Raw genomic sequence first — 20,123 nt, 5'->3', positions numbered from 1 at the left:
GGTGCCCCTCAGAGTCGGTCGTGGTCGGGTGCTCAGTTGCCCACGCGGCGGCGCAGGTCCTGGAACGCGGTGTAGTTGGCGATGACCTCGATCCGGCCCGGCGGGCACATCTGCACCGCCTGGTCGAGGGTGTCGCAGACCTGGAAGTGCTGGCCCGCGACCTCCAGCCGCACCGCCAGGTCGAGCTTGCGGTCGCCGAGCACGAAGATCGGGTGGCCGGTCAGCCGTGTGTAGTCGACGTCCCACAGCCAGGACGTGTCGGTGCCGTCGGCGCCGCGCGCGTTCACCGAGAGGATCACCGGCGACGGCGGCGGGTCGATCAGCGAGAACGTCTCCAGCCAGCCCGCCGGGTTCTTGGCGAGCAGCAGCCGCAGATCGCGCTGCATGAACTGCACCACGTCGTACCGTCCGGCCACCGCCTGCACCTGGTACATGCGTTCCAGGGCGACCTGCGGCGGCACGCCGAAGACGGCGGCGGTGGCGGCCGACGAGGCGGCGTTCGCCTTGTTGGCGCGGCCCGGCAGCTGGAGGTGGATCGGCCAGGCCGAGCCGTGCGGGTCGAGGACGTGGTCGCCGGAGAGCGCCCAGCTCGGCGTGGGGCGGCGGAAACCGCACTCACCGCAGAACCAGTCGTCGCCGGGCCGCTGCATCACACCGCCGCAGGACGGGCAGGACCAGGCGTCGTCCTTCCACATCTGGCCGACGGCGACCCAGATCACGTTCGGGGAGGACGACGCGGCCCACACGATCAGCGGGTCGTCGCAGTTGGCCACGACGACGGACTTGGTGCCGGCCAGGCCCTCCCGCCAGGCCTCCGCCATCATGCGGGTCTCGGCGGCGCGGTCGAGCTGGTCGCGGGAGAGGTTGAGCAGCGCGATGCACTTGGGGTCGGTGTCCCGCGCGACACCGGCGAGGTACTTCTCGTCGACCTCGATGACCGCGAACTTGGCGTCCGAGTTCCCGGCGAGCGCCGAGGTGATGCCCGCGGGCATGTTGGCCCCGAGCGCGTTCGAGACGACCGGGCCCGCGGCGCGCAGCGCCTCCGCGATCAGCCGGGTCGTGGTGGTCTTGCCGTTGGTGGCCGAGACCAGGATCACGTCCAGGCTCTGCGCGAGCCGGGCGAGGAGGTCGGGGTCGAGTTTCAGTGCCACCCGGCCGCCGATCACAGATCCGCTACCGCGTCCCGCGGCACGCGATGCCGCCGCGACCGCCTTGCCCGCCGTCACGGCCAGCTTGGCCCGCGGCGTAAGCGGGTCCGAGTTGCCTGCCATCAGTTCTCGATCCTCCTTGCGTACAGCGCCGCGCCCAGTCCCGGCAACGTGTGGACCGAAGCCTATCGAGATCCACTCATGCGCCCGAATCTCGACGGGGTCGTTGCACCGGCTGGACCGGCTAAATCGGGTGGAACGTACTCTTGCGGCCATGCGACAAGGCTCGATTCCGGGCGCCCGAGGGCGCGTTCTTCCCATGACACTGCTCGGGGACCCCGTATTGCACGCCCCCTGTGAAGAGGTGACGGACTTCGGGCCCGAACTGGTGCGCCTTGTGGAGGATATGTTCGCAACGATGTACCACGCGCGGGGGGTGGGGCTCGCCGCGAACCAGGTGGGCCGGGGGGTGCGGGTCTTCGTATACGACTGCCCGGACGACGAGGATGAGCGTCATGTCGGCCATGTGGTGAACCCGCGGCTCGTCTCGGCGGAGGGGATCGTGCTAAGGGGGCCCGAAGGGTGTCTGTCGCTGCCGGGGCTGGAGGCGGGGACCGAGCGGTACGACGAAGCCGTGGTGGAGGGGTTCACGGTGGACGGCGACCGGGTGCGGGTGTGGGGAAGCGGGTTCTTCGCGCGGTGCCTTCAGCATGAGTGTGATCACCTCGAGGGCCGGGTGTATACGGACCGGCTGAGTGGGTGGCGTCGGCGGCGGGTGTTGCGGAAGGCCGCGCGGGCGCCGTGGAGCAACTGAGGCGTTGGCGGCTACACGGCCCGCGCCCCTGAAGGGGCGCGATGCCCAGGCGTGCCGGTGAGGAACCGTCAGAAACTCGGGCCACCGACCTTGTCCCCGGCCGCCGCCAGGCGCCCCCACAGCAGATCCGCCAGACTTCGTACCAACTCCGCCCTGGTGCAGGGGCGTTCGCCCAGCCACCAGTCGCCCGCCGCGTGCATCATGCCTACGATGCCGTGGCCCCACACGCGGGCGAGCTGGCGGCTGTCGGGGCCGAGGTCGACGCGGTCCTCTATGACCTTGCCGAGTTCCTCGCCCATGCGGCGGAGCAGGGGCGCGGAGTGCTTGCCGACGTCGAAGCCCTGGTCGCCGGGGTGGCCGCCCTCGGCGGGATGCATGAGGAAGCGGTACACCTGGGGGCGGGCCTCGATGGCCGTCAGATAGGTGTCGAGGGTCGCCTCGACACGTTCGCGGCGCTCCGCCGGGGCGTCCAGCGCGGCGCGCAGGGAGTCGAGGAGGGCGTCGGTGTGCCGCTGGGCGAGAGCGGCGTAGAGTCCGCCCTTGTCGCCGAAGTGGCGGTAGAGAATCGGCTTGGTGATGCCGGCCTCGGCGGCGATCGCGTTCATCGACGCTCCGGGGCCGTCGCGGAGCACGACTCTGTCCGCGGCTTCCAACAGCTCGCGCCGACGGCGGTCGGCGGACCGTTCCTGGTCGGTTCGCCGCGTGGTGTCCATGAGTCTCTCCCCCAGGTACTGATTTCGGTGACGCCTGCGCAAACTAACACTGATTGGCGCGACCCGATCGAACGGGCTGCCGAGCCCGGCTCGGGAGTTGACTTTTCCTACCGACCAGTAACAGACTCATGTTACCGCAGGTAACATCTTAGTGCAGTGCTGGAGGCGCGTCATGGCCGAGTTCACCATGGAACTCAACGAGGAACAGCGAGAGGTCCGCGACTGGCTCCACGGATTCGCCGCCGATGTGATCCGCCCCGCGGCGGCCGAGTGGGACGAGCGCGAGGAGACCCCCTGGCCGGTGATCCAGGAGGCGGCCAAGGTCGGCATCTACTCCCTCGACTTCTACGCCCAGCAGTACTTCGACCCCACCGGCCTCGGCATCCCCATGGCCATGGAGGAGCTGTTCTGGGGCGACGCGGGCATCGCCCTCTCCATAGTCGGCACCGGCCTGGCCGCCGTGGGCGTCCTCGCCAACGGCACCGAGGAGCAGATCGGCACCTGGATCCCCCAGATGTACGGAGACGCGGGCGATGTCAAGGTCGCCGCGTTCTGCTCCTCCGAGCCCGACGCCGGATCCGACGTGGCCTCCATGCGCACCCGTGCCGTGTACGACGAGGCCAAGGACGAGTGGGTCCTCAACGGCACGAAGACCTGGGCGACCAACGGCGGTATCGCCAACGTCCACGTCGTCGTCGCCGTGGTCGACCCCGAGCTGGGCTCCAAGGGGCACGCGTCCTTCATCGTCCCGCCGAACACGCCCGGCCTGTCCCAGGGCCAGAAGTTCAAGAAGCACGGCATCCGCGCCTCCCACACCGCCGAGGTCGTCCTGGAGGACGTGCGCGTCCCCGGCTCCTGCCTCCTCGGCGGCAAGGAGAAGCTCGACGAGCGCCTGGCGCGGGCCCGTGAGCGGGCCAAGGCCGGTGGGGAGCGGGTGAAGAACGCGGCGATGGCCACGTTCGAGGCGTCCCGCCCGGCCGTGGGCGCCATGGCGGTGGGTACCGCGCGGGCCGCGTACGAGGTGGCCCTCGACTACGCCAAGACCCGGGAGCAGTTCGGGCGGCCCATCATCGACAACCAGGGCGTCGCCTTCCAGCTCGCGGACATGCGGACGTCCGTCGACGCGGCGCGGCTGCTGGTGTGGCGGGCCTCCTGGATGGCGGTCAACGGGAAGCCGTTCACCGCGGCCGAGGGGTCCCAGTCGAAGCTCTTCGCGAGCGAGACCGCGAAGAAGGTCACGGCGCAGGCCATTCAGATACTGGGCGGCAACGGCTACACCCGCGAGTACCCGGTGGAGCGGATGCACCGCGACGCGGCGATCTACACGATCTTCGAGGGGACGAGCGAGGTGCAGCGGCTCGTGATCGCCCGGACCTTGTCGGGGATGCCGATTCGGTAGGCGCGGTTCGGGCGGGATGGGGACGCGCGTCCGCGGAGCGGCAGCCCTAGCCGGAGGCCGTGCCGCTGCTGTGCGCGATGCAGGCGACGTCGATCCGGTCGGCCAGCTTCGCGAGCTCGATCGTGAGGGCGGCGACCGTGTCCTCGTCCAGCCCGTCCTCGCCCGCCTCCACCAGGTGCAGCCAGCGTCCGCCCACCGTCCGCAGCAGTTTGCTCACATCGGCCGCGGACACCTGCAAGGTCCCGCGGTCGTCGACGATCAGAGGCAGAGTCACTTCGCGGTTCACAACGGGGATGGTAGCCGCGGAACGCTCACGCCCCGTGCCATACGGTGGTGATGTTGCAGAACTCGCGGATTCCGTGTCCGGACAGCTCACGTCCGTATCCGGACCGCTTGACCCCGCCGAACGGGAACGCCGGGTGGGAGGCGGTCATCCCGTTGACGTAGATCGCGCCGGCGTCGAGGTCGCGGACGAAGCGGTCGACCTCGGCGGCGTCCCGCGTCCACACGTTCGAGCTGAGCCCGAAGGGCGTGTCGTTGGCGATCGCGATCGCTTCGTCGAGGCCGGCGACCCGGTACAGCGTGGCGACCGGACCGAAGGCCTCCTCGTGGTGGATGCGCATCTCGGGGGCGATGTCGGCGAGGACGGTCGGCGGGTAGTACCAGCCGGGCCCGTCGGGGCGCTCGGCGCCGCAGAGGACCGTGGCGCCGCTCTCCACGGCCTCGTCGACCAGTCCCTCCAGGTCCTCGCGGCCCTGCTCGCTGGAGAGCGGACCGACGTCGGTGTCTTCGTCCAGCGGATCGCCGACCTTCAGCGCCTTCATGCCCTCGACGAAGCGTTCGGCGAAGGCGTCGTACACGTCGGCGTGCACGATGAACCGCTTGGCGGCGATGCACGACTGCCCGTTGTTCTGCACCCGGGCCGTCACGGCGACCTTCGCCGCCCGGTCGAGGTCGGCGGAGGGGAGGACGAGGTACGGGTCGCTGCCGCCCAGTTCCAGGACCGTCTTCTTGACCTCGTCCCCGGCGACCGAGGCGACCGCCCGCCCGGCGGGCTCGCTGCCGGTGAGGGTGGCGGCCTTCACGCGGGGGTCGCGCAGGATGTCCTCGACCGCGCCGGAGCCGATGAGCAGGGTCTGGAAGCAGCCCTCGGGGAAGCCCGCCCGGTGGAAGAGGTCCTCCAGGTAGAGGGCGGTCTGGGGGACGTTGGAGGCGTGCTTGAGCAGGCCGACGTTGCCCGCCATCAGGGCGGGCGCGGCGAAGCGGATCACCTGCCAGAGCGGGAAGTTCCACGGCATCACGGCGAGCACCGGGCCGAGCGGCCGGTAGCGGACCAGGGCGCGGGAGGCGCCCGAGTCCTTCACGTCCGCGTCGGAGGGCTCGACGTCGGTGAGCAGCACCTCGGCGTGCTGGGCGTACCAGCGCATCGCCTTCGCGCATTTGGCGGCCTCGGCGCGGGCCTGCTTGACCGGCTTGCCCATCTCGGTGGTCATCACCCGGGCGACGTCGTCCGCGTCCTCGTCGAGGAGTTCGGCGGCCCGGTGCATCAGACGGGCGCGTTCCTCGAAGGACGTGGTCCGGTACGTGCGGAACGTGCTGTCGGCGGTCGCGAGGCGGCGCTCGATCTCCTCCTCGCCCAGGGCGTCGTACGTCTTGAGCGTCTCGCCGTTCGCCGGGTTCACCGTGGCGATGGGCATGGCTGGCCTCCTCCAGGACGGGCTGCACTTCGACCTTCCCGCGCCATGGTGGACACCGCAACGCGGGTTCAGCCCGAGTGCTCCATGAGCCGGTCGAGAAACGCGGCCTGCGCCTTCACGATCACCGCCCGGGCCCGCTCCAGGTCCAGCCACTCCACACGGTCCAGCTCCGGGAACTCCTGGATCCGCCCCGATCTCGGCGGCCACTCCATCCGGAAGGTGCCCGGCACCACGGTCACCGGGTCGAGATCCGCCTCGATCGCCCAGGCCGTGACGAGCTTGCCGTTCGACTGCCGCACCTCGCCCAGCGGTACGGCCTCCCCGTCGGGCGGCGGCAGCCCCAGCTCCTCCTGGAACTCCCGCCGCGCCGCCTCCCAGGCGGGCTCGTCCGGCTCGTACTCGCCCTTCGGCACGCTCCAGGCACCCGCGTCCTTCTGCGCGAAGAACGGACCGCCCATATGGCCGAGCAGCACCTCGACTCCGTGCTCGGAGCGGCGGTACAGCAGCAGACCGGCACTGCGCCTGGGCGTCGTCAACGGGTCACCTCCGGGTGCGCGGCGAGCAGGGTCTCGACCGTATCGGCCTCCGCCGGGGTCTTGTCCTCGCGATAGCGGACCACGCGGGCGAAGCGGAGGGTGACGCCGGCCGGGTAGCGGGTGGAGCGTTGCAGGCCGTCGTAGGCGATCTCGACGACGAGTTCGGGGCGTACGGTCACGCCCCAGCCGTGGTCCTCCACGGCCAGCTCCCTCAGCCGTTCGGTCTGCCAGGTCAGCAGCGCGTCGGTCATGCCCTTGAAGGTCTTGCCGAGCATGGCGAAGGAGCCGTCGGCGGTGCGGGCGCCGAGGTGGAGGTTGGAGAGCTTGCCGGTGCGGCGGCCGTGGCCCCACTCGGCGGCCAGGACCACCAGGTCGAGGGTGTGCACGGGCTTGACCTTCAGCCAGGAGGCACCGCGCCGGCCCGCGCTGTAGGGGGCGTCGAGGGCTTTCAGCACGACGCCCTCGTGGCCGCGGGCGAGCGTGTCCACGAGGAACCTCTCGGCCTCGGGGAGGTCGTCGGGACCGGCCACGAGGGTGCGCCTGACCCGCATCGGTTCGGGGACCAGACGGGCCAGTTCGGTGTGACGGTCGGTGAAGGGCAGGTCGAGGAGGTCGTGGCCGTCGACGGAGAGCGCGTCGAAGAAGACCGGGGAGACGGGCACCTGCCCGGCCGCCGTCGCCACGTCCACCCGAGAGCCGACCCGCCCGGCGGTCTCCTGGAAGGAACGCGGCCGCCCGTCCTCGTCGAACGCGATCACCTCCCCGTCGAGGATGAACCGCTCGCCCCTCAACTCCAGGGCTGCGGAGGTGAGTTCGGGAAGCCGGTCGGTGATGTCGTCCAGGGTGCGGGTGTACAGCCGTACCTCGTCGCCGTCGCGGTGGACCTGGACGCGGATGCCGTCCAGCTTCTCCTCCACCGCGCACGCACCCAGCTTCGCCACGGCCTCCGTGACGGAGGACGCGCTGTGCGCCAGCATCGGCAGGACGGGCTGCCCGACGGTGAGCCGGAACCCTTCGAGGGCCGACGGGCCCTCCGCCAGCAGGGCCCGCGCCACGGTCTGGAGCGATCCGGCGAGCATCACGGCCCGGCGTACGTCGGCGGCGGGCGCCCCGGTGGCCCCGGCCAGCCCCTCCACGGCCACCGCGTCCAGCGCGCCCTGCCGGACCTCGCCGGTGAGCAGCCCGAAGAGGTACCGCTGTTCGTCCTCGGTGGCCGCCGCCAGCAACTCGCCCACCAGGCGCCTGCGTTCGGCCTGCGAACCGGCACCGGTGACCCCGCCGATCTCCGTCAGCCGGGCGTCCACCTCGTGGACGGTGAGGGTGGGGTGGGTGGCGGGCGGGATCTGCTGGTTCAGGACCTTCCAGCCGATGCCCAGGCGGCCCTGCGGCAGCCGCCCCGCCAGATACGGGATGACGATCGGCACGTCCGCCGCCTCGGCGTCCCGGAACAGGTCGGCGAGCAGAGCCGTCTTCCGGGACCGCGCCGAGGTGGCGGCGACCTCCTGTGACACGCGGGCGAGCCGGGCGAACAGCATGCAGCCATGGTCCTACGGAGTTTGGCCGGGCGCCTATGGGGTGGGGGTGCGTGTGGTTCGGCGAGTGCGGGTGCGTCGTGGCTTGTCGCGCCCGCGCGGCGGTAGCCGCACATTCAACACAGCCCCGCGCCCCTTCGGACGATGGCCCTTCGTGCCGATCCCCTACGCCTTCGCGTCCAGGTCGGTCATCAGGAGCTCCCCGTTGATCGTGGCGCCCGCGCGGTAGCCGGAGGACGCCGCGTTGATCACCTGTTCGGAGAAGCCCATCGCGTTGCCGGCCGCCCAGACGCCGGGGACGGTGGTCAGGCCGGTCGGGTCGACCACGGGGTACGAGCCGAACGGGGTCTCGTTCAGCTCGGCGCCCAGTCCGTCCAGCAGACCCGTCTGCGGGATCGGGCGGGGTGCCGTGAACAGCACGGACCGGGCGTGCGTCGTGCCGTCCGCGAGTCGGACGCCGGTGAGGCGGTCGTCCTCCACGACGAGGCCCGCGACCTCACCGGGGACCACGGAGACACCGGCCGCGGCGAGTCGGCGCAGGTCGTCGTCGGACAGTTCGGCCTCGGTGACGGTGTGCAGGAACAGGGTCACGTCCTTGGACCACTGGGAGACCATCAGGGCCTGGTGCACGCTCATCGCGGTCGTGGCCAGGACGCCGAAGGGCTCGTCGCGGACCTCCCAGCCGTGGCAGTACGGGCAGTGGAGGACGTCCTGTCCGAAGCGCTCGGCGACGCCGGGGACGGTGGGGAGTTCGTCCTTCAGGCCGGTGGCGACGACCAGGCGCCGGGCGCGCACGGCTCGGCCGTCCGCGAGCGTCACGGTGAAGCTCTGCCCGTCCTCCTTTCGGGTGATGTCCACCGCCCGGCCCCGGACCAGCTCGACGCCGTACCGGGCGATCTCCTCCCGGCCCACGGCCAGGAACTCCGCCGGCGGCATCCCGTCCCGTGACAGATAGCCCTGCATGTGTGCGGCGGGTGTGTTGCGGGGCTCGCCCGCGTCGACGACCAGCGTGTGGCGCCGGGCCCGGCCGAGGACCAGGGCGGCGGAGAGTCCGGCCGCGCCGCCGCCGATGACGATCACTTCGTACTGCTTGGTCATGGTGACCACCTCCACGAGGAGAGTCGCCCGAGCGCTGCGGCATTGACAAACCTCTTTGCCGAAACTGCAATAGCGGCATGAGTGAGGAGAACGGGATGAGCGAGGGGACCGATGAGGTTCTCGCCGGGGTCGGGCCGCGGCTGCGGCGGATCCGGAAGGAGCGGGGGGCGACGCTCGCCGGGCTGTCGGAGGCGACCGGTATCTCGGTGAGCACGCTGTCGCGGCTGGAGTCGGGGCTGCGCAAGCCCAGCCTGGAGTTGTTGCTGCCGATCGCGCGGGCGCATCAGGTGCCCCTGGACGAGCTGATCGGGGAGCCTCCGGTCGGTGATCCGAGGGTCCGGTCGAAGGCGATCGTGCGGCATGGGCGCACGTACTGGCCGCTCACCCGGCAGCCGGGCGGTCTCCAGGCCTTCAAGGTCCTCGTGCCCCAGTCGCAGCAGGAGCCGGAGCCGCGCACCCACGAGGGCTACGAGTGGCTGTATGTGATGTCCGGGAAACTGCGGGTCGTGCTCGGCGAGCATGACGTGGTGATGGTCGCCGGGGAGGCCGCCGAGTTCGACACCCGGGTCCCGCACTGGTTCGGTTCGACGGGGGAGGGGCCGGTGGAGTTCCTCAGTCTGTTCGGGCCGCAGGGGGAGCGGATCCACGTAAGGGCCAAGCCCACGCGTTCGTGACGCACGCTACTGGTCCCCGGCTGTTCCCCGGAGGGCAAGCGACCGCTTAGTATGCACTCGAACAGTCGACCCCGGTCCGACGAAGAAGTCCCGTGGAGGCACCGCATGCAGGCATGGCAAGTGCACGAGAACGGCGAGCCGAGCGAGGTGATGCGGCTCCAGGACGTGGAGCGGCCCACTCCCGGTGACGGCCAGGTCCTGCTGAAGGTGCGCGCCGCGAACATCAACTTCCCGGACGCGCTGATGTGCCGGGGGCACTACCAGGTCAGGCCGCCGCTCCCGTTCACCCCGGGCGTGGAGATCTGCGGCGAGACCGAGGACGGCCGCCGGGTCATCGCCAACCCCGCGCTGCCGTACGGCGGTCTCGCCGAGTACGCGGTCGCCGACGCCGCCGCTCTGCTGTCCGCGCCCGAGGCGTTGGACGACGCCGAGGCCGCCGCCCTGCACATCGGCTACCAGACGGGCTGGTTCGGCCTCCACCGCCGGGCCCGTCTCGAAGCCGGGGAGACCCTGCTCGTCCACGCTGCCGCGGGAGGGGTCGGCAGCGCGGCCGTGCAGCTCGGCAAGGCGGCCGGCGCGACGGTCATCGGCGTCGTCGGCGGCGCCGACAAGGCCGCCGTGGCCCGGGAGCTGGGCTGCGACGTGGTGGTCGACCGGCGGAGCGAGGACGTCGTCGCCGCCGTGAAGGAGGCCACCGGAGGCCGGGGCGCGGACGTGATCTACGACCCCGTGGGCGGCGAGGCCTACACGCAGTCGACCAAGGTCGTCGCCTTCGAAGGGCGCATCGTGGTCGTCGGCTTCGCCAGCGGGACGATTCCCAGCCCCGGCCTCAACCACGCCCTCGTCAAGAACTACGCGATCCTCGGCCTGCACTGGGGCCTGTACAACACCAAGAACCCGAAGCTGGTCCAGCACTGCCACGAGCAGCTCACCGAACTGGCGGCCCGTGGCGTCGTCAGGCCGCTGGTGAGCGAGCGCGCGCCGCTCGACGGGGCCGCGGCCGCCGTGCAGCGCGTCGCGGACGGCGTCACCACGGGCCGGGTCGTCGTGATGCCTTCGCTGGAGAACGGAGCCGCCGCATGACCGACGCAGCCGAACTCAGGCGCCGCACAGCCGAGTTGCTGGCCGCGTTTCCTCCCGCCACCACCGACCGCGTGGACTTCCTCCGCGCTCGCTTCGACGCGGGGCTCGCCTGGGTGCACTACCCCGAAGGGCTCGGCGGCCTCGGTGCCCCGCGCTCCCTCCAGGCCGTGGTGGACGCGGACCTGGAGGCGGAAGGCGCCCCCGACAACGACCCGCGGCGCATCGGCATCGGCCTCGGCATGGCCGCGCCGACCATCCTCGCCTACGGCACGGAGGAGCAGAAGCGGCGCTACCTGCGGCCGCTCTGGACGGGCGAGGAGGTCTGGTGCCAGCTCTTCAGCGAGCCCGGTGCCGGCTCCGACCTGGCCGCGCTCGGCACGCGGGCCGTCCGGGAGAGTGGGGGAGAGTGGGTGGTCAACGGGCAGAAGGTGTGGACGTCCAGCGCGCACATCGCCCGCTGGGCCATCCTCATCGCCCGCACCGATCCGGACGCGCCCAAGCACCGGGGCATCACGTACTTCATCTGCGACATGACCGACCCGGGCGTCGAGGTCCGGCCGCTCCGCCAGGTCACCGGCGAGGCCGAGTTCAACGAGGTGTTCATCACCGACGTCCGCATCCCGGACTCGCGTCGCCTCGGTGAGATCGGCGACGGCTGGAAGGTCGCGCAGACCACCCTGAACAACGAACGCGTCGCCATCGGCGGGATGCGGCTGCCCCGCGAGGGCGGCATGATCGGCCCGGTCTCCAAGACCTGGCGCGAACGCCCCGAACTGCGCACCCACGACCTCCACCAGCGGCTCCTGCAGCTCTGGGTCGAGGCCGAGGCCGCCCGGCTCACGGCCGAGCGGCTGCGCCAGCAGCTCGTCGCCGGGCAGCCCGGCCCCGAGGGCGCCGGCATGAAGCTCGCCTTCGCCCGCCTCAACCAGGAGATCAGCGGCCTGGAGGTCGAACTCCGCGGCGAGGAAGGCCTGTTGTATGACGACTGGACCATGCGGCGCCCGGAACTGGTCGACTTCGTCGGCCGCGACGCCGGCTACCGCTACCTCCGCTCCAAGGGCAACAGCATCGAGGGCGGGACCACCGAGGTCCTGCTGAACATCGTCGCCGAGCGCGTCCTGGGCCTGCCCAGCGAGCCGCGCACCGACAAGGACGTCGCCTGGAAGGACCTGGCCCGATGAGCGCACAGCCCGACCTTCTGTACTCGGAGGAGGAAGAGGCCCTCCGCGCCGCCGTCCGCGACCTGCTCGCCGACCACTGCGACGCGGCGGGCGTGATCGCGCGCGTCGAGTCGGACGCCCCGCACGATCGCGAACTGTGGAAGCTGCTCGCCGACGGCATGGGCCTCGCCGGGCTGCTCGTCCCCGAGGAGCAGGGCGGTCAGGGTGCCACGCACCGCGAAGTCGCCGTGGTCCTTGAGGAGTTGGGGCGTGCGGTCGCGCCGGTGCCGTTCCTCACGAGCGCGGTCGTCGCCACCGAGGCCCTGCTGGCCGGCGAGGCCGGCGACCTGCTCGGCGACCTGGCCTCCGGCCGGAAGATCGGCACCCTGGCCGTCGCCCTGAACCTTCCCGCCGGGAGCGCCTACAAGGTCGTACGGCACGAAGGCGGCGCACTGCACGGGGAGTTGACCGGCATCGCGGACGCGGCCGTCGCCGATGTGCTGCTGGTGCCCGCCGACGACGGTGGTCTGTACGCGGTCGACGCCTCGGCCGCGACCGTCACCCCGCAGGTGTCCCTGGACCTGACCCGGCCGCTGGCGAAGGTGGTGCTCGACGGGGCGCCGGGCCGTCTCCTCGGGGACGCCGAGCCCGCCGTGCGCCGCGCCCTGCGGGCCGGAGCCGCACTCCTGGCCTCCGAGCAACTCGGCCTCGCGGAATGGACGTTGACCGAGACGGTCCGCTACCTCAAGGAGCGCAAGCAGTTCAACCGGCCCGTCGGTGGCTTCCAGGCGCTCAAGCACCGCCTGGCGCAGCTGTGGCTGGAGGTCGTCAACCTGCGGGCGGCCGCCCGGAACGCGGCGGACGCGCTCGCCACCGGCAGCGACGACGCCGATGTGGCGGTCGCCGTCGCGCAGGCCTTCGCGGCGCCCGTGGCCGTGCACGCGGCCGAGGAGGCGCTGCAACTGCACGGCGGGATCGGCATGACCTGGGAGCACCCGGTCCACCTGTATCTGAAGCGGGCCAAGGCCGACTCGATCGCGTACGGCACGGCGGGCGCCCACCGGGCGGCCCTGGCCGAACTGGTCGACCTCCCGTCCCCCTGACGTACAACCGGAGAAGAACAGGGAAAGCCCGCCCCACCTGGGGCGGGCTTCCGCATGTGCGCACCGCGACGCAGGTGAACGAACGACGGCGGTCCGGCCAACTCCCCGCACAGCACTGCTCATCCGCCCCTTCCGGCTCGCATACTCGCTTCAGTCCGCAACCGGCCCCACCCGGGAGGCAGAGCATGGCCCTCACCACCCGTCGCAGAGCCCTCACCACCCTCGGCGCCGCCCTCGCGGGCGCGGTCGCCCTGCCCGGCACGAGCGCGCTGGCCGGCGAACAGAAGCACCGCCCGCGCCCGTTGTGGCGCGCCCACGCGCACAACGACTACGAGCACCCGCGCCCCCTCCTCGACGCCCTCGACCACCGCTTCGGCAGCGTCGAGGCCGACATCTTCCTCGTCGGCGACCAACTGCTCGTCGCCCACGACGCCACCGACCTCGACCCCACCCGCACCCTCGAATCCCTCTACCTGGACCCGCTCGCCGCCCGCGTCCGCGCCCACCACGGCTCGGTCTACCGGGGCCACCGTGGGCCGCTGCAACTGCTCATCGACATCAAGACCGAGGGCTCGTCGACGTATCTCGAACTCGACCGCCATCTGCGGCGCTACCGGCACCTGTTCACGACGTACGCGCACGGCCGGGTCCACCCGGGCGCGGTCACGGCCGTGATCTCCGGGGACCGGGCCGCCCGGGTGCCCATGGAGGCACAGACCGTGCGGCGCGCCTTCTACGACGGCCGGCTCGCCGACCTCGTCAGCGCGACGCCCGCGCGCGCCTCCTTCATCCCGTTGATCTCCGACAACTGGACGCTCAACTTCACCTGGCGGGGTGTCGGCCCGTTCCCGGACGCCGAGCGCGCCAAGCTGCGCCAGATCGTCTCGACGGCCCACGGGCGCGGGCAGACGGTGCGGTTCTGGGCGACGCCCGACCTGGCGGGCCCGGCCCGGGACGCGCTGTGGGGCGAGCTGCTCGCCGCGGACGTGGACCACCTCAACACGGACGACCTGGCGGGCCTCGAAGCGTTCCTGGACGCTCACCGGCCCGCGTAGCCACGACACGTTCGACGCGACACGTTCGACGCGGACACGTGGGACACCACACGTTCGGCGGACACGTCATCCGCACGGACGAACCCTCCGCTACGCCACACTTACGGCCGAATGCCGCGAAGTGGGCGTGGCGGAGGAGGTTGACGATGGCCATTTCCATCTCTGTGGTGCTGTTGCTCGTGATCCTGACGGTGATCTTCATGCGTAACGGCGCGCTGAAGGTCTCGCACGCCGCCGTCTGCGTTCTGCTCGGCTTCTACATGGCGAGCACGAGCCTGGCGCCGACCATCCACAACGGCCTCACGGCGACGGCGGACATCGTCAGCACCCTGAAGCCATGAACCCGTTCACCGCCATGGCTTCGCGAACACGCCGATGCCGTTCGGTACGGCGCGCTCGGTGCCGTCGCTCGGATGGTTCCGTACGGTGACGGCGCTCGCGCCCGGGGCGCGAGCGACCAGCGTGCTCGATCCGCCGCCGTCCAGGCTGAAGGCGTCGACGGAACCCAGCCGCCGCATGGTGTCGGCGACTTCCGCGATGGTGAGCCCGGTGCGGTAGGCGGCGGCGCCGTCCAGGGCGAGCAACAGGAGACGGTGACCGCCGTCGGCGATGCCGGCGGCCGTGCGTACCGCCGAGGTCGTGTGGTCGAGGCCGGGGAGCGGCAGGCCGCCCCGGAGGACCGGGTAGCCGCCGAGCGCGAAGGTGTACGGGGTCCTGGTCGACGACGCGACCAGGCGGTGCCGCACCGCGACCGGGTCGCCCGGGGAGAGTTCGCGCAGCCGCCGGGCGCCCGCCTCGCGGCCGACGAGGACGGTGGTGCCGGGCTCGATGACACCGCTGCCGGGGGTGCCGGCCGAGTGGACCGCACGGCCTCCCGAGACCACTACCTCGTGGGTGTCGGTGCTGCACGGTGCCGCCCGGTCGGTGTCCGTGCCGCAGACGGCCCGCAACCGGGAGGTCTCGCCCCAGTCCGCGGTGAACGCCCCGACGGAACCGACCGGCAGGGCGTACTGGTTGAGGCCGCCGAGCGGGAGATCGCCCTCGGCGGTGGTGACGGAACCGTCGAGGGCGATGCTGTCGAGGCGGGCCGTGCCGTCGGCCGTGACGCCGAGTACGTCCTTGGTGCTCGTGCCGGGCGGCAGCGCGGGGCCGAAGCGCTGACCGTTCGGGACGGCGGCCTTGAGCGCGTGCCCGCGGGCGATCGCCGGGCCGACCGACGCTCCCGTGGCCGCGACACCGGGATGCTGGGTCTCGGTGATGTTGAAGAAGTCGCCGTTGACCCCGGCCACGGCGCCCGCCGCGGTGGCCAGCCGGGACACGGTCGCCCGCGCCGCCACCTTCCCCGGGTACAGCAGTCCGACACCGACCTGGCGACTGCGCAGATCGACGCTCAGCACATGGGCGTGTGCCACGCCCTTGGCGGCCTGGATGTCGAACTCGGTGTACTCGATGCCCGGCGCGACGACGACGGCCCCGGGCGCGCCACTGGCCGGTGCCGCCCCCACGAGGGTCGCGCCGGCCAGCACACTCCACGCCGCGAGAACCGTCAGTACCGTTCTGAACCGTCCACCACGACGCGCCACGATGCCCCCTGATGTCTCGTCAACTGTCCCAGGACTCAGGGGAAGTGCACCAGACGACTACCGGCCGGGCGGCGGCTCGGCCTCGACGACGCGGGAACGGATGAGAAAGCGCACCCCTTCGGGTGCCTCCAGGGAGAAACCGCTGCCCCGGCCGGGTACGACGTCGACGATCAGCCGGGTGTGGCTCCACACCTCGTACTGGTTGCGGGACATCCAGAACCCGACGGATTCGTCGATCCCGTCCACGTCCAGCTCCGCGAGGAGGACGTCCGAGTCTCCCGTACGGAACTCGCCGTCCGGGAAGCACATGGGCGCGCTGCCGTCGCAGCAGCCGCCCGACTGGTGGAACATCAACGGGCCGTGGGCCGCCCGCAGCCGCCGTACGAGATCGGCGGCCGCGGGCGTCAGCTCTACACGCGGGACCACATCCATGGCCCGCAGTGAACGCCTCGTCAGGTTGCGAGGACGTTGCGTGCCCGGTCAGCTCTCCGGCCGGCCGCCCGCGCGGTTGCGGCGGCGCAGCAGGAGCAGGCCGCCCGTGAGGGCCGCGACTCCGCCCGCGGCGGTCCAGGCCGGGAAGTCGGAGGTGCCGGTCGCGGCCAGGTCCTCGCCCCGGCCGCCCTGGGCGCTCGCGGAGGCGGACGGGGAGGCGGACGAGGTGCCCTTCTTCGAGGTGGCGGACCCCGAGTCGGACGCGGAGGTGGATCCCGACGGTGCTGCGCTCGCCTCGGCGGGCGTGGCCTTGTCGCGGGTGAACGCCAGGGTGCCGAAGCCCAGTTGGTCGTAGCCGCCGCTGTTGGGGCCGTAGTCGCCGCCACCGCCCTCGGGGGCCGACTTGGCCGCGATACGGGTGACGTAGGAGGCGTCGAGGCCCCGGCGCTTGGTGTAGTGGTTGGCGATCATGGCCCAGATGGGGCGCGTCATGTTCGGGTCGACACCGGCCGCCTGGGACGCGGTCTCCCGGCCGGACCAGCCGTTGATCGCGCCCTTCGCGCGGGTGTTCTCGGTGTAGGCGACCTGGCCGCCCATGGCCCACTTGGCCACGTACTGGGCGCCCTTGAGGAAACGGTTGTCGTCGTAGCCGTACAGGTCGATGCCCTGGTTCCAGGCCATCTCGCAGAAGGTGCCCATCAGGCCGACGCCCAGCAGGGCGTGGCCCTGGTCGCGGCCGGCCTCCAGCCACTCGGCGAGGCCGTCGTCGTGCACGACCGGGATGGCCTTCTTGACCGCGCCGAGGCCTTCGCCGTTCTTGAAGTAGTCCACGGCACGGGCGACTTGGGCCTTGTCGTCGCAGAGGATGCCGGTGGCCAGGACGCACGCCATGTTGGCGAGGTCCCAGTTGGGCCAGTAGTTCGTGATGACGGCGCCGTTGTGCTTGACCAGGAAGTCGTCACTGACCGGGGCGAAGACGCCGCTCAGCATCTCCTGGAAGCGGTCGAGCTCGAAGTCCGGGTGGTCGCGGACGAGCTCGGCGGCGTTGGCGATCTGGTAGCCGTACAGCCCCGCGGCCAGGAAGCGGTCGGCGTTGCCCGCCAGCGAAGTCAGCTTCGCCGACCAGGCGTTGAGGATCGCGACGGCCGTGTCGGCGTACGCGGACTCGCCGGTGACGTGGTGACGGAGGCCGTTCTGGTAGGCGGCGTGGACGTCGTTGTAGAGGATCACGTAGTTCTGGCCGGTGCCACCCCGGGTCACGGTCGCCTGCGGGTTGGCCTGCCAGCCGCTCTGCGCGTGCCGGTTGGCGGTCAGCTTCGCGAAGCCCGCCGTGTAGGGCGCGGCGCCTGCCTTCACCTTGGCCGCCATACGGGCCAGGTCCGCCTTGGTGTGGAGCAGACCGGGGTGCGCGTAGGCGCCGCCCGCCGCCGAGGCGGGCGTCGCCGCCATGCCCGTGCCGATTCCCAGGCCCGCCGCGCCCGCGGCGATACCGGCGATCTTCAGCGTGCTCCGGCGGCTGATCTGTGCTGTCACGTGGGGGTCCTCGGGTCTCGGGTACGGGTCGCAGCTCGTGCCCGCGTCGGCCCGAGCGGGCGGCTACGAACAGGAGACGCACCGGCCCCGGGGAGATAACAGAAAATCCGGGGCGGTGCGTCTCTCGTGGCGTTCCCGTGGTGGCGCGGAGCGTCAGGCGCCGGGCGTCCAGCCGCCCAGCCAGTCCGCGACCTCCTGGTCCGCGGCCTGCGCGTCCGTCAGCTGCGGACGGTTGCTGCTCGCGCTGCCCGATCCGGCGCCGGTGTTCTTGTACTCGGCGAAGCGGTCGTCCTTCCAGGAGAAACCGCCCATGTCGGACCAGGGCGTGGACTTGATCGCGGCGCTGAGCGTGCTGTTGCGGACGGTGGTCTGCGGGTCGACGGTCGTGTCGCCGCCCGGGTGCCAGTTGCGGCCGAGGAAGAAGCTCGCGGCGGACACGTCACCGTTGACGGTGGAGCGGTTGATCAGGATGCCCTTGCGGTTCCCGGGCGTGCTGGGCGCGGTGATGTATCCGGCGGAGGTGCCGTTCCAGCGCTTCTTCAGCGTGATGACCGACTTGTCGACGACGACCGTGGCCCGGCCGAAGATGAAGTCGACGTTGCCCGTGACGTAGGAGTTGGTGACGTAGACCCGGCCGAGCTTGTCCTTGGCGGCGGTCTCCAGCTCCAGGGTGTCCTGGTCGCCGTTGACGATGATCCCGTCGAGGACGATCCGGTCGGCCTGCGTCAGCAGCGCGACGGCCTGGTGGCCGGAGAGGGACTGGTTCGCCGCCTCGTCGAAGTCGTTGGTGACGGTCAGGTTGCGGACCTGGGAGTCGTCGGACTGGACGGACACGGTCGCGCTGCCCGGGGTGCCGTAGGTGCCGGAGCCGTCCGGCTTCTGCATCCCGGCCGCGTTGCCGTACACGATGGTCGTGTCCTTGCGGCTGCCGCCCGAGCCCTGGATGGTGACGTGCGGCTTGTTGGACGGGACCTTGACGACCTCCCGGTACGTCCCCGGCGCGACCGAGATCACCACCCGCGCCGTGTTGTTCGCGGGCACGGCGTCGACGGCCTTCTGCACGCTGGTGTACTGGCCGCTGCCGTCCTTGGCGACGGTGAGCGTGGTGGCCGCGGCGGCGGTGGTCGGGGCCGTCGTGCCGATCGAACTCCTCGGCCCCGTGCCGGACTTGAGGAGGGCGGGCACGTCGGCCGTCTTGTCGAGGGTGTAGCTGTAGTACGCCTTCGGGTCGAAGGCCGTGCCGCCGCTCTCGTTGCGGCCGGAGGTGCCGGAGAAGACGTTGCCGCGCTGGACGAGGGCGGCCGTGGAGTCCTTGGTGACCGGGTTCCTCATGCCCTGGAAGTAGCTGTTCTCCAGGACCATCTTCGTGGTGCCGCGCGCGTAGTTGCCGTACGACGAGGTGATGTCCGTGCCGGACACGTCCTCCAGGAAGTTGTTGTACAGATGCGCGTGGGCGACGTTGTCGGTGGACGGGTTGCGCTGCTCGGTCTCGCGGAACCAGTTGTGGTGGATCGTCAGATCGGCGGTGGTGTTCGTGGTCCAGCCGATGCCGAAGGTCTTGTTGTTCTGGCTCAGCTTGTTCCAGGACACCGTGACGTAGGTGGTGTCCTTGCGGCTGTCGATGAGGCCGTCCGCCATGTGCCGCAGGTCGTTGTGGTCGATCCAGACGTGGTGGGCGCCGTCCATCTGGATCGCGTCGAAGTCGTGGTCCTTGTCGTTCCACGTCCCCTGGTAGGAGTCACGGATCGTCAGGTTCCGGATGATCACGTTGTGGACGCCCGAGCCGAGGAAGAAGCCGCCGCCCACGATGTGCCCGGAGGTCCCGGAGCCGACGATCGTCTTGTCCGAGGCGACCTTGATCTCCTTGCCCACCGGGTTCATGGTGATCGTCGCGGCCACGACGATGACGTACGGCTCGGCGGCGGTCGCGTACTTCTCCAGGTCGGCGAGGGTCTTCACGGTGACCGTCCTGCCGTCCCGGCCGCCGTAGGTGCCGTTCTGGCCCAGGGCGTTGACCGAGGCGAAGCCGTCGGCGGACTCGGCGGCCCAGGCCGGGGCGGCCGCCGCCGCCCGGGACTGGGCGTCCTCGCCGAAGACGCCGAAGACCGTGCCGTACGCCATGGTTCCGGCCGCCGCCAGGGTCAGGGGGACTCCGGCCACGAGTGCGGTCTTCCTTCTGCGGTGGCGGGCCTTGCCGCTGTTCTCGCTCACGTGTCGCTTCCGTTCCGTGCGGGGGATGGTCGGTCAGCCGGGCAGTCGCCGCCGGAGGCGCGGAGGTTGCCGCCCTTCCGGTACCAATTCCGGCCAGGGGCACGGAACTTCACACCGGGAGCGCGAATGGCCGAGAATCGCCTCTCGCGCACGGAGTGGAACGGTCCATTTCGCTCGATCGGGACCCGTGGTGACCGTTGACACGTGTGCGCAGGTCAGCGCGGGGCTGTCACGGCAGCACATCGATTTTGTTGTTCACTTGACTACCAGGCGTCACACGCGATTGGCTCCGCCCAGCGAAAGTCGGCCAGTCGCCGCACGTCATCGCGGTGATGATGGCGACTTCGCCCTC

19 protein-coding genes are annotated in these 20,123 nt (G+C 71.2%); 8 read left to right on the top strand and 11 right to left on the bottom strand.

Annotated features, from left to right (window positions below; all coding sequences use genetic code 11):
• Positions 1–32: 32 nt before the first annotated feature.
• On the bottom strand, positions 33–1,271 hold the full coding sequence (locus JIX55_RS08790) for a MurT ligase domain-containing protein (protein ID WP_257562735.1): 1,239 nt from the start codon (positions 1,269–1,271) through the stop codon (positions 33–35).
• 151 nt (positions 1,272–1,422) lie between these two features.
• On the opposite strand from JIX55_RS08790, the gene def reads away from it, so the two are divergent.
• A complete protein-coding gene (gene def, locus JIX55_RS08785; protein ID WP_257562734.1) occupies positions 1,423–1,962 on the top strand; it encodes a peptide deformylase in 540 nt (179 codons plus the stop codon).
• Between the two features lie 68 nt (positions 1,963–2,030).
• On the opposite strand, the gene JIX55_RS08780 is transcribed toward def, so the two are convergent.
• Entirely contained in the window at positions 2,031–2,675 is a 645-nt protein-coding gene (locus JIX55_RS08780) for a TetR/AcrR family transcriptional regulator (protein ID WP_257562732.1), read from the bottom strand.
• 172 nt (positions 2,676–2,847) lie between these two features.
• On the opposite strand from JIX55_RS08780, the gene JIX55_RS08775 reads away from it, so the two are divergent.
• Positions 2,848–4,074, top strand: coding sequence for an acyl-CoA dehydrogenase family protein (locus JIX55_RS08775; protein ID WP_257562731.1), 1,227 nt, complete (start codon positions 2,848–2,850; stop codon positions 4,072–4,074).
• Positions 4,075–4,120: 46 nt separating this feature from the next.
• Here the strand turns inward: JIX55_RS08775 and JIX55_RS08770 are convergent, their stop codons facing one another.
• The 5 genes from JIX55_RS08770 to JIX55_RS08750 form a co-directional block, all read right to left on the bottom strand.
• Complete coding sequence (locus JIX55_RS08770) at positions 4,121–4,360, bottom strand: DUF6213 family protein (RefSeq protein WP_257562730.1); 240 nt, start codon at positions 4,358–4,360, stop codon at positions 4,121–4,123.
• 25 nt (positions 4,361–4,385) lie between these two features.
• Positions 4,386–5,771 (bottom strand): NADP-dependent succinic semialdehyde dehydrogenase, encoded by a 1,386-nt coding sequence (locus JIX55_RS08765; RefSeq protein ID WP_257562729.1) that lies wholly within the window; start codon positions 5,769–5,771, stop codon positions 4,386–4,388.
• A gap of 68 nt (positions 5,772–5,839) precedes the next feature.
• Complete coding sequence (locus tag JIX55_RS08760; protein WP_257562728.1) at positions 5,840–6,307, bottom strand: NUDIX domain-containing protein; 468 nt, start codon at positions 6,305–6,307, stop codon at positions 5,840–5,842.
• A complete protein-coding gene (locus JIX55_RS08755; RefSeq protein ID WP_257562727.1) occupies positions 6,304–7,842 on the bottom strand; it encodes an ATP-dependent DNA ligase in 1,539 nt (512 codons plus the stop codon). Before JIX55_RS08755 ends, JIX55_RS08760 begins: the two co-directional genes overlap by 4 nt.
• Before the next feature lie 162 nt (positions 7,843–8,004).
• The gene (locus tag JIX55_RS08750) at positions 8,005–8,937 is read right to left on the bottom strand and encodes an NAD(P)/FAD-dependent oxidoreductase (protein ID WP_257562726.1); all 933 of its coding nucleotides are present in this window, start codon (positions 8,935–8,937) and stop codon (positions 8,005–8,007) included.
• Between the two features lie 95 nt (positions 8,938–9,032).
• On the opposite strand from JIX55_RS08750, the gene JIX55_RS08745 reads away from it, so the two are divergent.
• From JIX55_RS08745 to JIX55_RS08720, 6 genes are all read left to right on the top strand, one after another.
• Positions 9,033–9,611, top strand: coding sequence for a helix-turn-helix domain-containing protein (locus JIX55_RS08745; RefSeq protein WP_443046699.1), 579 nt, complete (start codon positions 9,033–9,035; stop codon positions 9,609–9,611).
• Positions 9,612–9,716: 105 nt separating this feature from the next.
• A complete protein-coding gene (locus JIX55_RS08740) occupies positions 9,717–10,694 on the top strand; it encodes an NADPH:quinone oxidoreductase family protein (protein ID WP_257562724.1) in 978 nt (325 codons plus the stop codon).
• The gene (locus tag JIX55_RS08735; protein WP_257562723.1) at positions 10,691–11,875 is read left to right on the top strand and encodes an acyl-CoA dehydrogenase family protein; all 1,185 of its coding nucleotides are present in this window, start codon (positions 10,691–10,693) and stop codon (positions 11,873–11,875) included. Before JIX55_RS08740 ends, JIX55_RS08735 begins: the two co-directional genes overlap by 4 nt.
• Positions 11,872–12,957, top strand: a complete 1,086-nt coding sequence (locus JIX55_RS08730; RefSeq protein WP_257562722.1) for an acyl-CoA dehydrogenase family protein — start codon at positions 11,872–11,874, stop codon at positions 12,955–12,957. The genes JIX55_RS08735 and JIX55_RS08730 overlap by 4 nt, the downstream gene beginning before the upstream one ends.
• A 185-nt stretch (positions 12,958–13,142) precedes the next feature.
• The gene (locus JIX55_RS08725; RefSeq protein WP_257562721.1) at positions 13,143–14,012 is read left to right on the top strand and encodes a phosphatidylinositol-specific phospholipase C/glycerophosphodiester phosphodiesterase family protein; all 870 of its coding nucleotides are present in this window, start codon (positions 13,143–13,145) and stop codon (positions 14,010–14,012) included.
• Positions 14,013–14,158: 146 nt separating this feature from the next.
• Positions 14,159–14,353, top strand: a complete 195-nt coding sequence (locus JIX55_RS08720) for a hypothetical protein (protein WP_257562720.1) — start codon at positions 14,159–14,161, stop codon at positions 14,351–14,353.
• A gap of 6 nt (positions 14,354–14,359) precedes the next feature.
• Here the strand turns inward: JIX55_RS08720 and JIX55_RS08715 are convergent, their stop codons facing one another.
• The 4 genes from JIX55_RS08715 to JIX55_RS08700 all read right to left on the bottom strand — a co-directional run bounded on the left by JIX55_RS08715 (position 14,360) and on the right by JIX55_RS08700 (position 19,771).
• The gene (locus JIX55_RS08715) at positions 14,360–15,538 is read right to left on the bottom strand and encodes a phosphodiester glycosidase family protein (protein ID WP_257569265.1); all 1,179 of its coding nucleotides are present in this window, start codon (positions 15,536–15,538) and stop codon (positions 14,360–14,362) included.
• Between the two features lie 114 nt (positions 15,539–15,652).
• Entirely contained in the window at positions 15,653–16,027 is a 375-nt protein-coding gene (locus JIX55_RS08710) for a DUF779 domain-containing protein (protein WP_257562719.1), read from the bottom strand.
• A gap of 48 nt (positions 16,028–16,075) precedes the next feature.
• Positions 16,076–17,560 (bottom strand): alginate lyase family protein, encoded by a 1,485-nt coding sequence (locus tag JIX55_RS08705; RefSeq protein ID WP_257562718.1) that lies wholly within the window; start codon positions 17,558–17,560, stop codon positions 16,076–16,078.
• A gap of 153 nt (positions 17,561–17,713) precedes the next feature.
• The gene (locus tag JIX55_RS08700; protein ID WP_257562717.1) at positions 17,714–19,771 is read right to left on the bottom strand and encodes a pectinesterase family protein; all 2,058 of its coding nucleotides are present in this window, start codon (positions 19,769–19,771) and stop codon (positions 17,714–17,716) included.
• Between the last annotated feature and the right edge of the window lie 352 nt (positions 19,772–20,123).

It is taken from the genome of Streptomyces sp. DSM 40750 (genome assembly GCF_024612035.1).
Taxonomy (GTDB): domain Bacteria; phylum Actinomycetota; class Actinomycetes; order Streptomycetales; family Streptomycetaceae; genus Streptomyces.
This window is presented reverse-complemented; position numbering and strand designations above follow the sequence as displayed.

Bases quoted from the DNA above. Each gene is read 5' to 3' on its own strand.
- JIX55_RS08790 (WP_257562735.1), bottom strand. From the start codon at position 1,271: ATGGCAGGCAACTCGGACCCGCTTACGCCGCGGGCCAAGCTGGCCGTG.
- def (WP_257562734.1), top strand. From the start codon at position 1,423: ATGCGACAAGGCTCGATTCCGGGCGCCCGAGGGCGCGTTCTTCCCATG.
- JIX55_RS08780 (WP_257562732.1), bottom strand. From the start codon at position 2,675: ATGGACACCACGCGGCGAACCGACCAGGAACGGTCCGCCGACCGCCGT.
- JIX55_RS08775 (WP_257562731.1), top strand. From the start codon at position 2,848: ATGGCCGAGTTCACCATGGAACTCAACGAGGAACAGCGAGAGGTCCGC.
- JIX55_RS08765 (WP_257562729.1), bottom strand. From the start codon at position 5,771: ATGCCCATCGCCACGGTGAACCCGGCGAACGGCGAGACGCTCAAGACG.
- JIX55_RS08755 (WP_257562727.1), bottom strand. From the start codon at position 7,842: ATGCTGTTCGCCCGGCTCGCCCGCGTGTCACAGGAGGTCGCCGCCACC.
- JIX55_RS08750 (WP_257562726.1), bottom strand. From the start codon at position 8,937: ATGACCAAGCAGTACGAAGTGATCGTCATCGGCGGCGGCGCGGCCGGA.
- JIX55_RS08745 (WP_443046699.1), top strand. From the start codon at position 9,033: ATGAGCGAGGGGACCGATGAGGTTCTCGCCGGGGTCGGGCCGCGGCTG.
- JIX55_RS08740 (WP_257562724.1), top strand. From the start codon at position 9,717: ATGCAGGCATGGCAAGTGCACGAGAACGGCGAGCCGAGCGAGGTGATG.
- JIX55_RS08735 (WP_257562723.1), top strand. From the start codon at position 10,691: ATGACCGACGCAGCCGAACTCAGGCGCCGCACAGCCGAGTTGCTGGCC.
- JIX55_RS08730 (WP_257562722.1), top strand. From the start codon at position 11,872: ATGAGCGCACAGCCCGACCTTCTGTACTCGGAGGAGGAAGAGGCCCTC.
- JIX55_RS08725 (WP_257562721.1), top strand. From the start codon at position 13,143: ATGGCCCTCACCACCCGTCGCAGAGCCCTCACCACCCTCGGCGCCGCC.
- JIX55_RS08720 (WP_257562720.1), top strand. From the start codon at position 14,159: ATGGCCATTTCCATCTCTGTGGTGCTGTTGCTCGTGATCCTGACGGTG.
- JIX55_RS08710 (WP_257562719.1), bottom strand. From the start codon at position 16,027: ATGGATGTGGTCCCGCGTGTAGAGCTGACGCCCGCGGCCGCCGATCTC.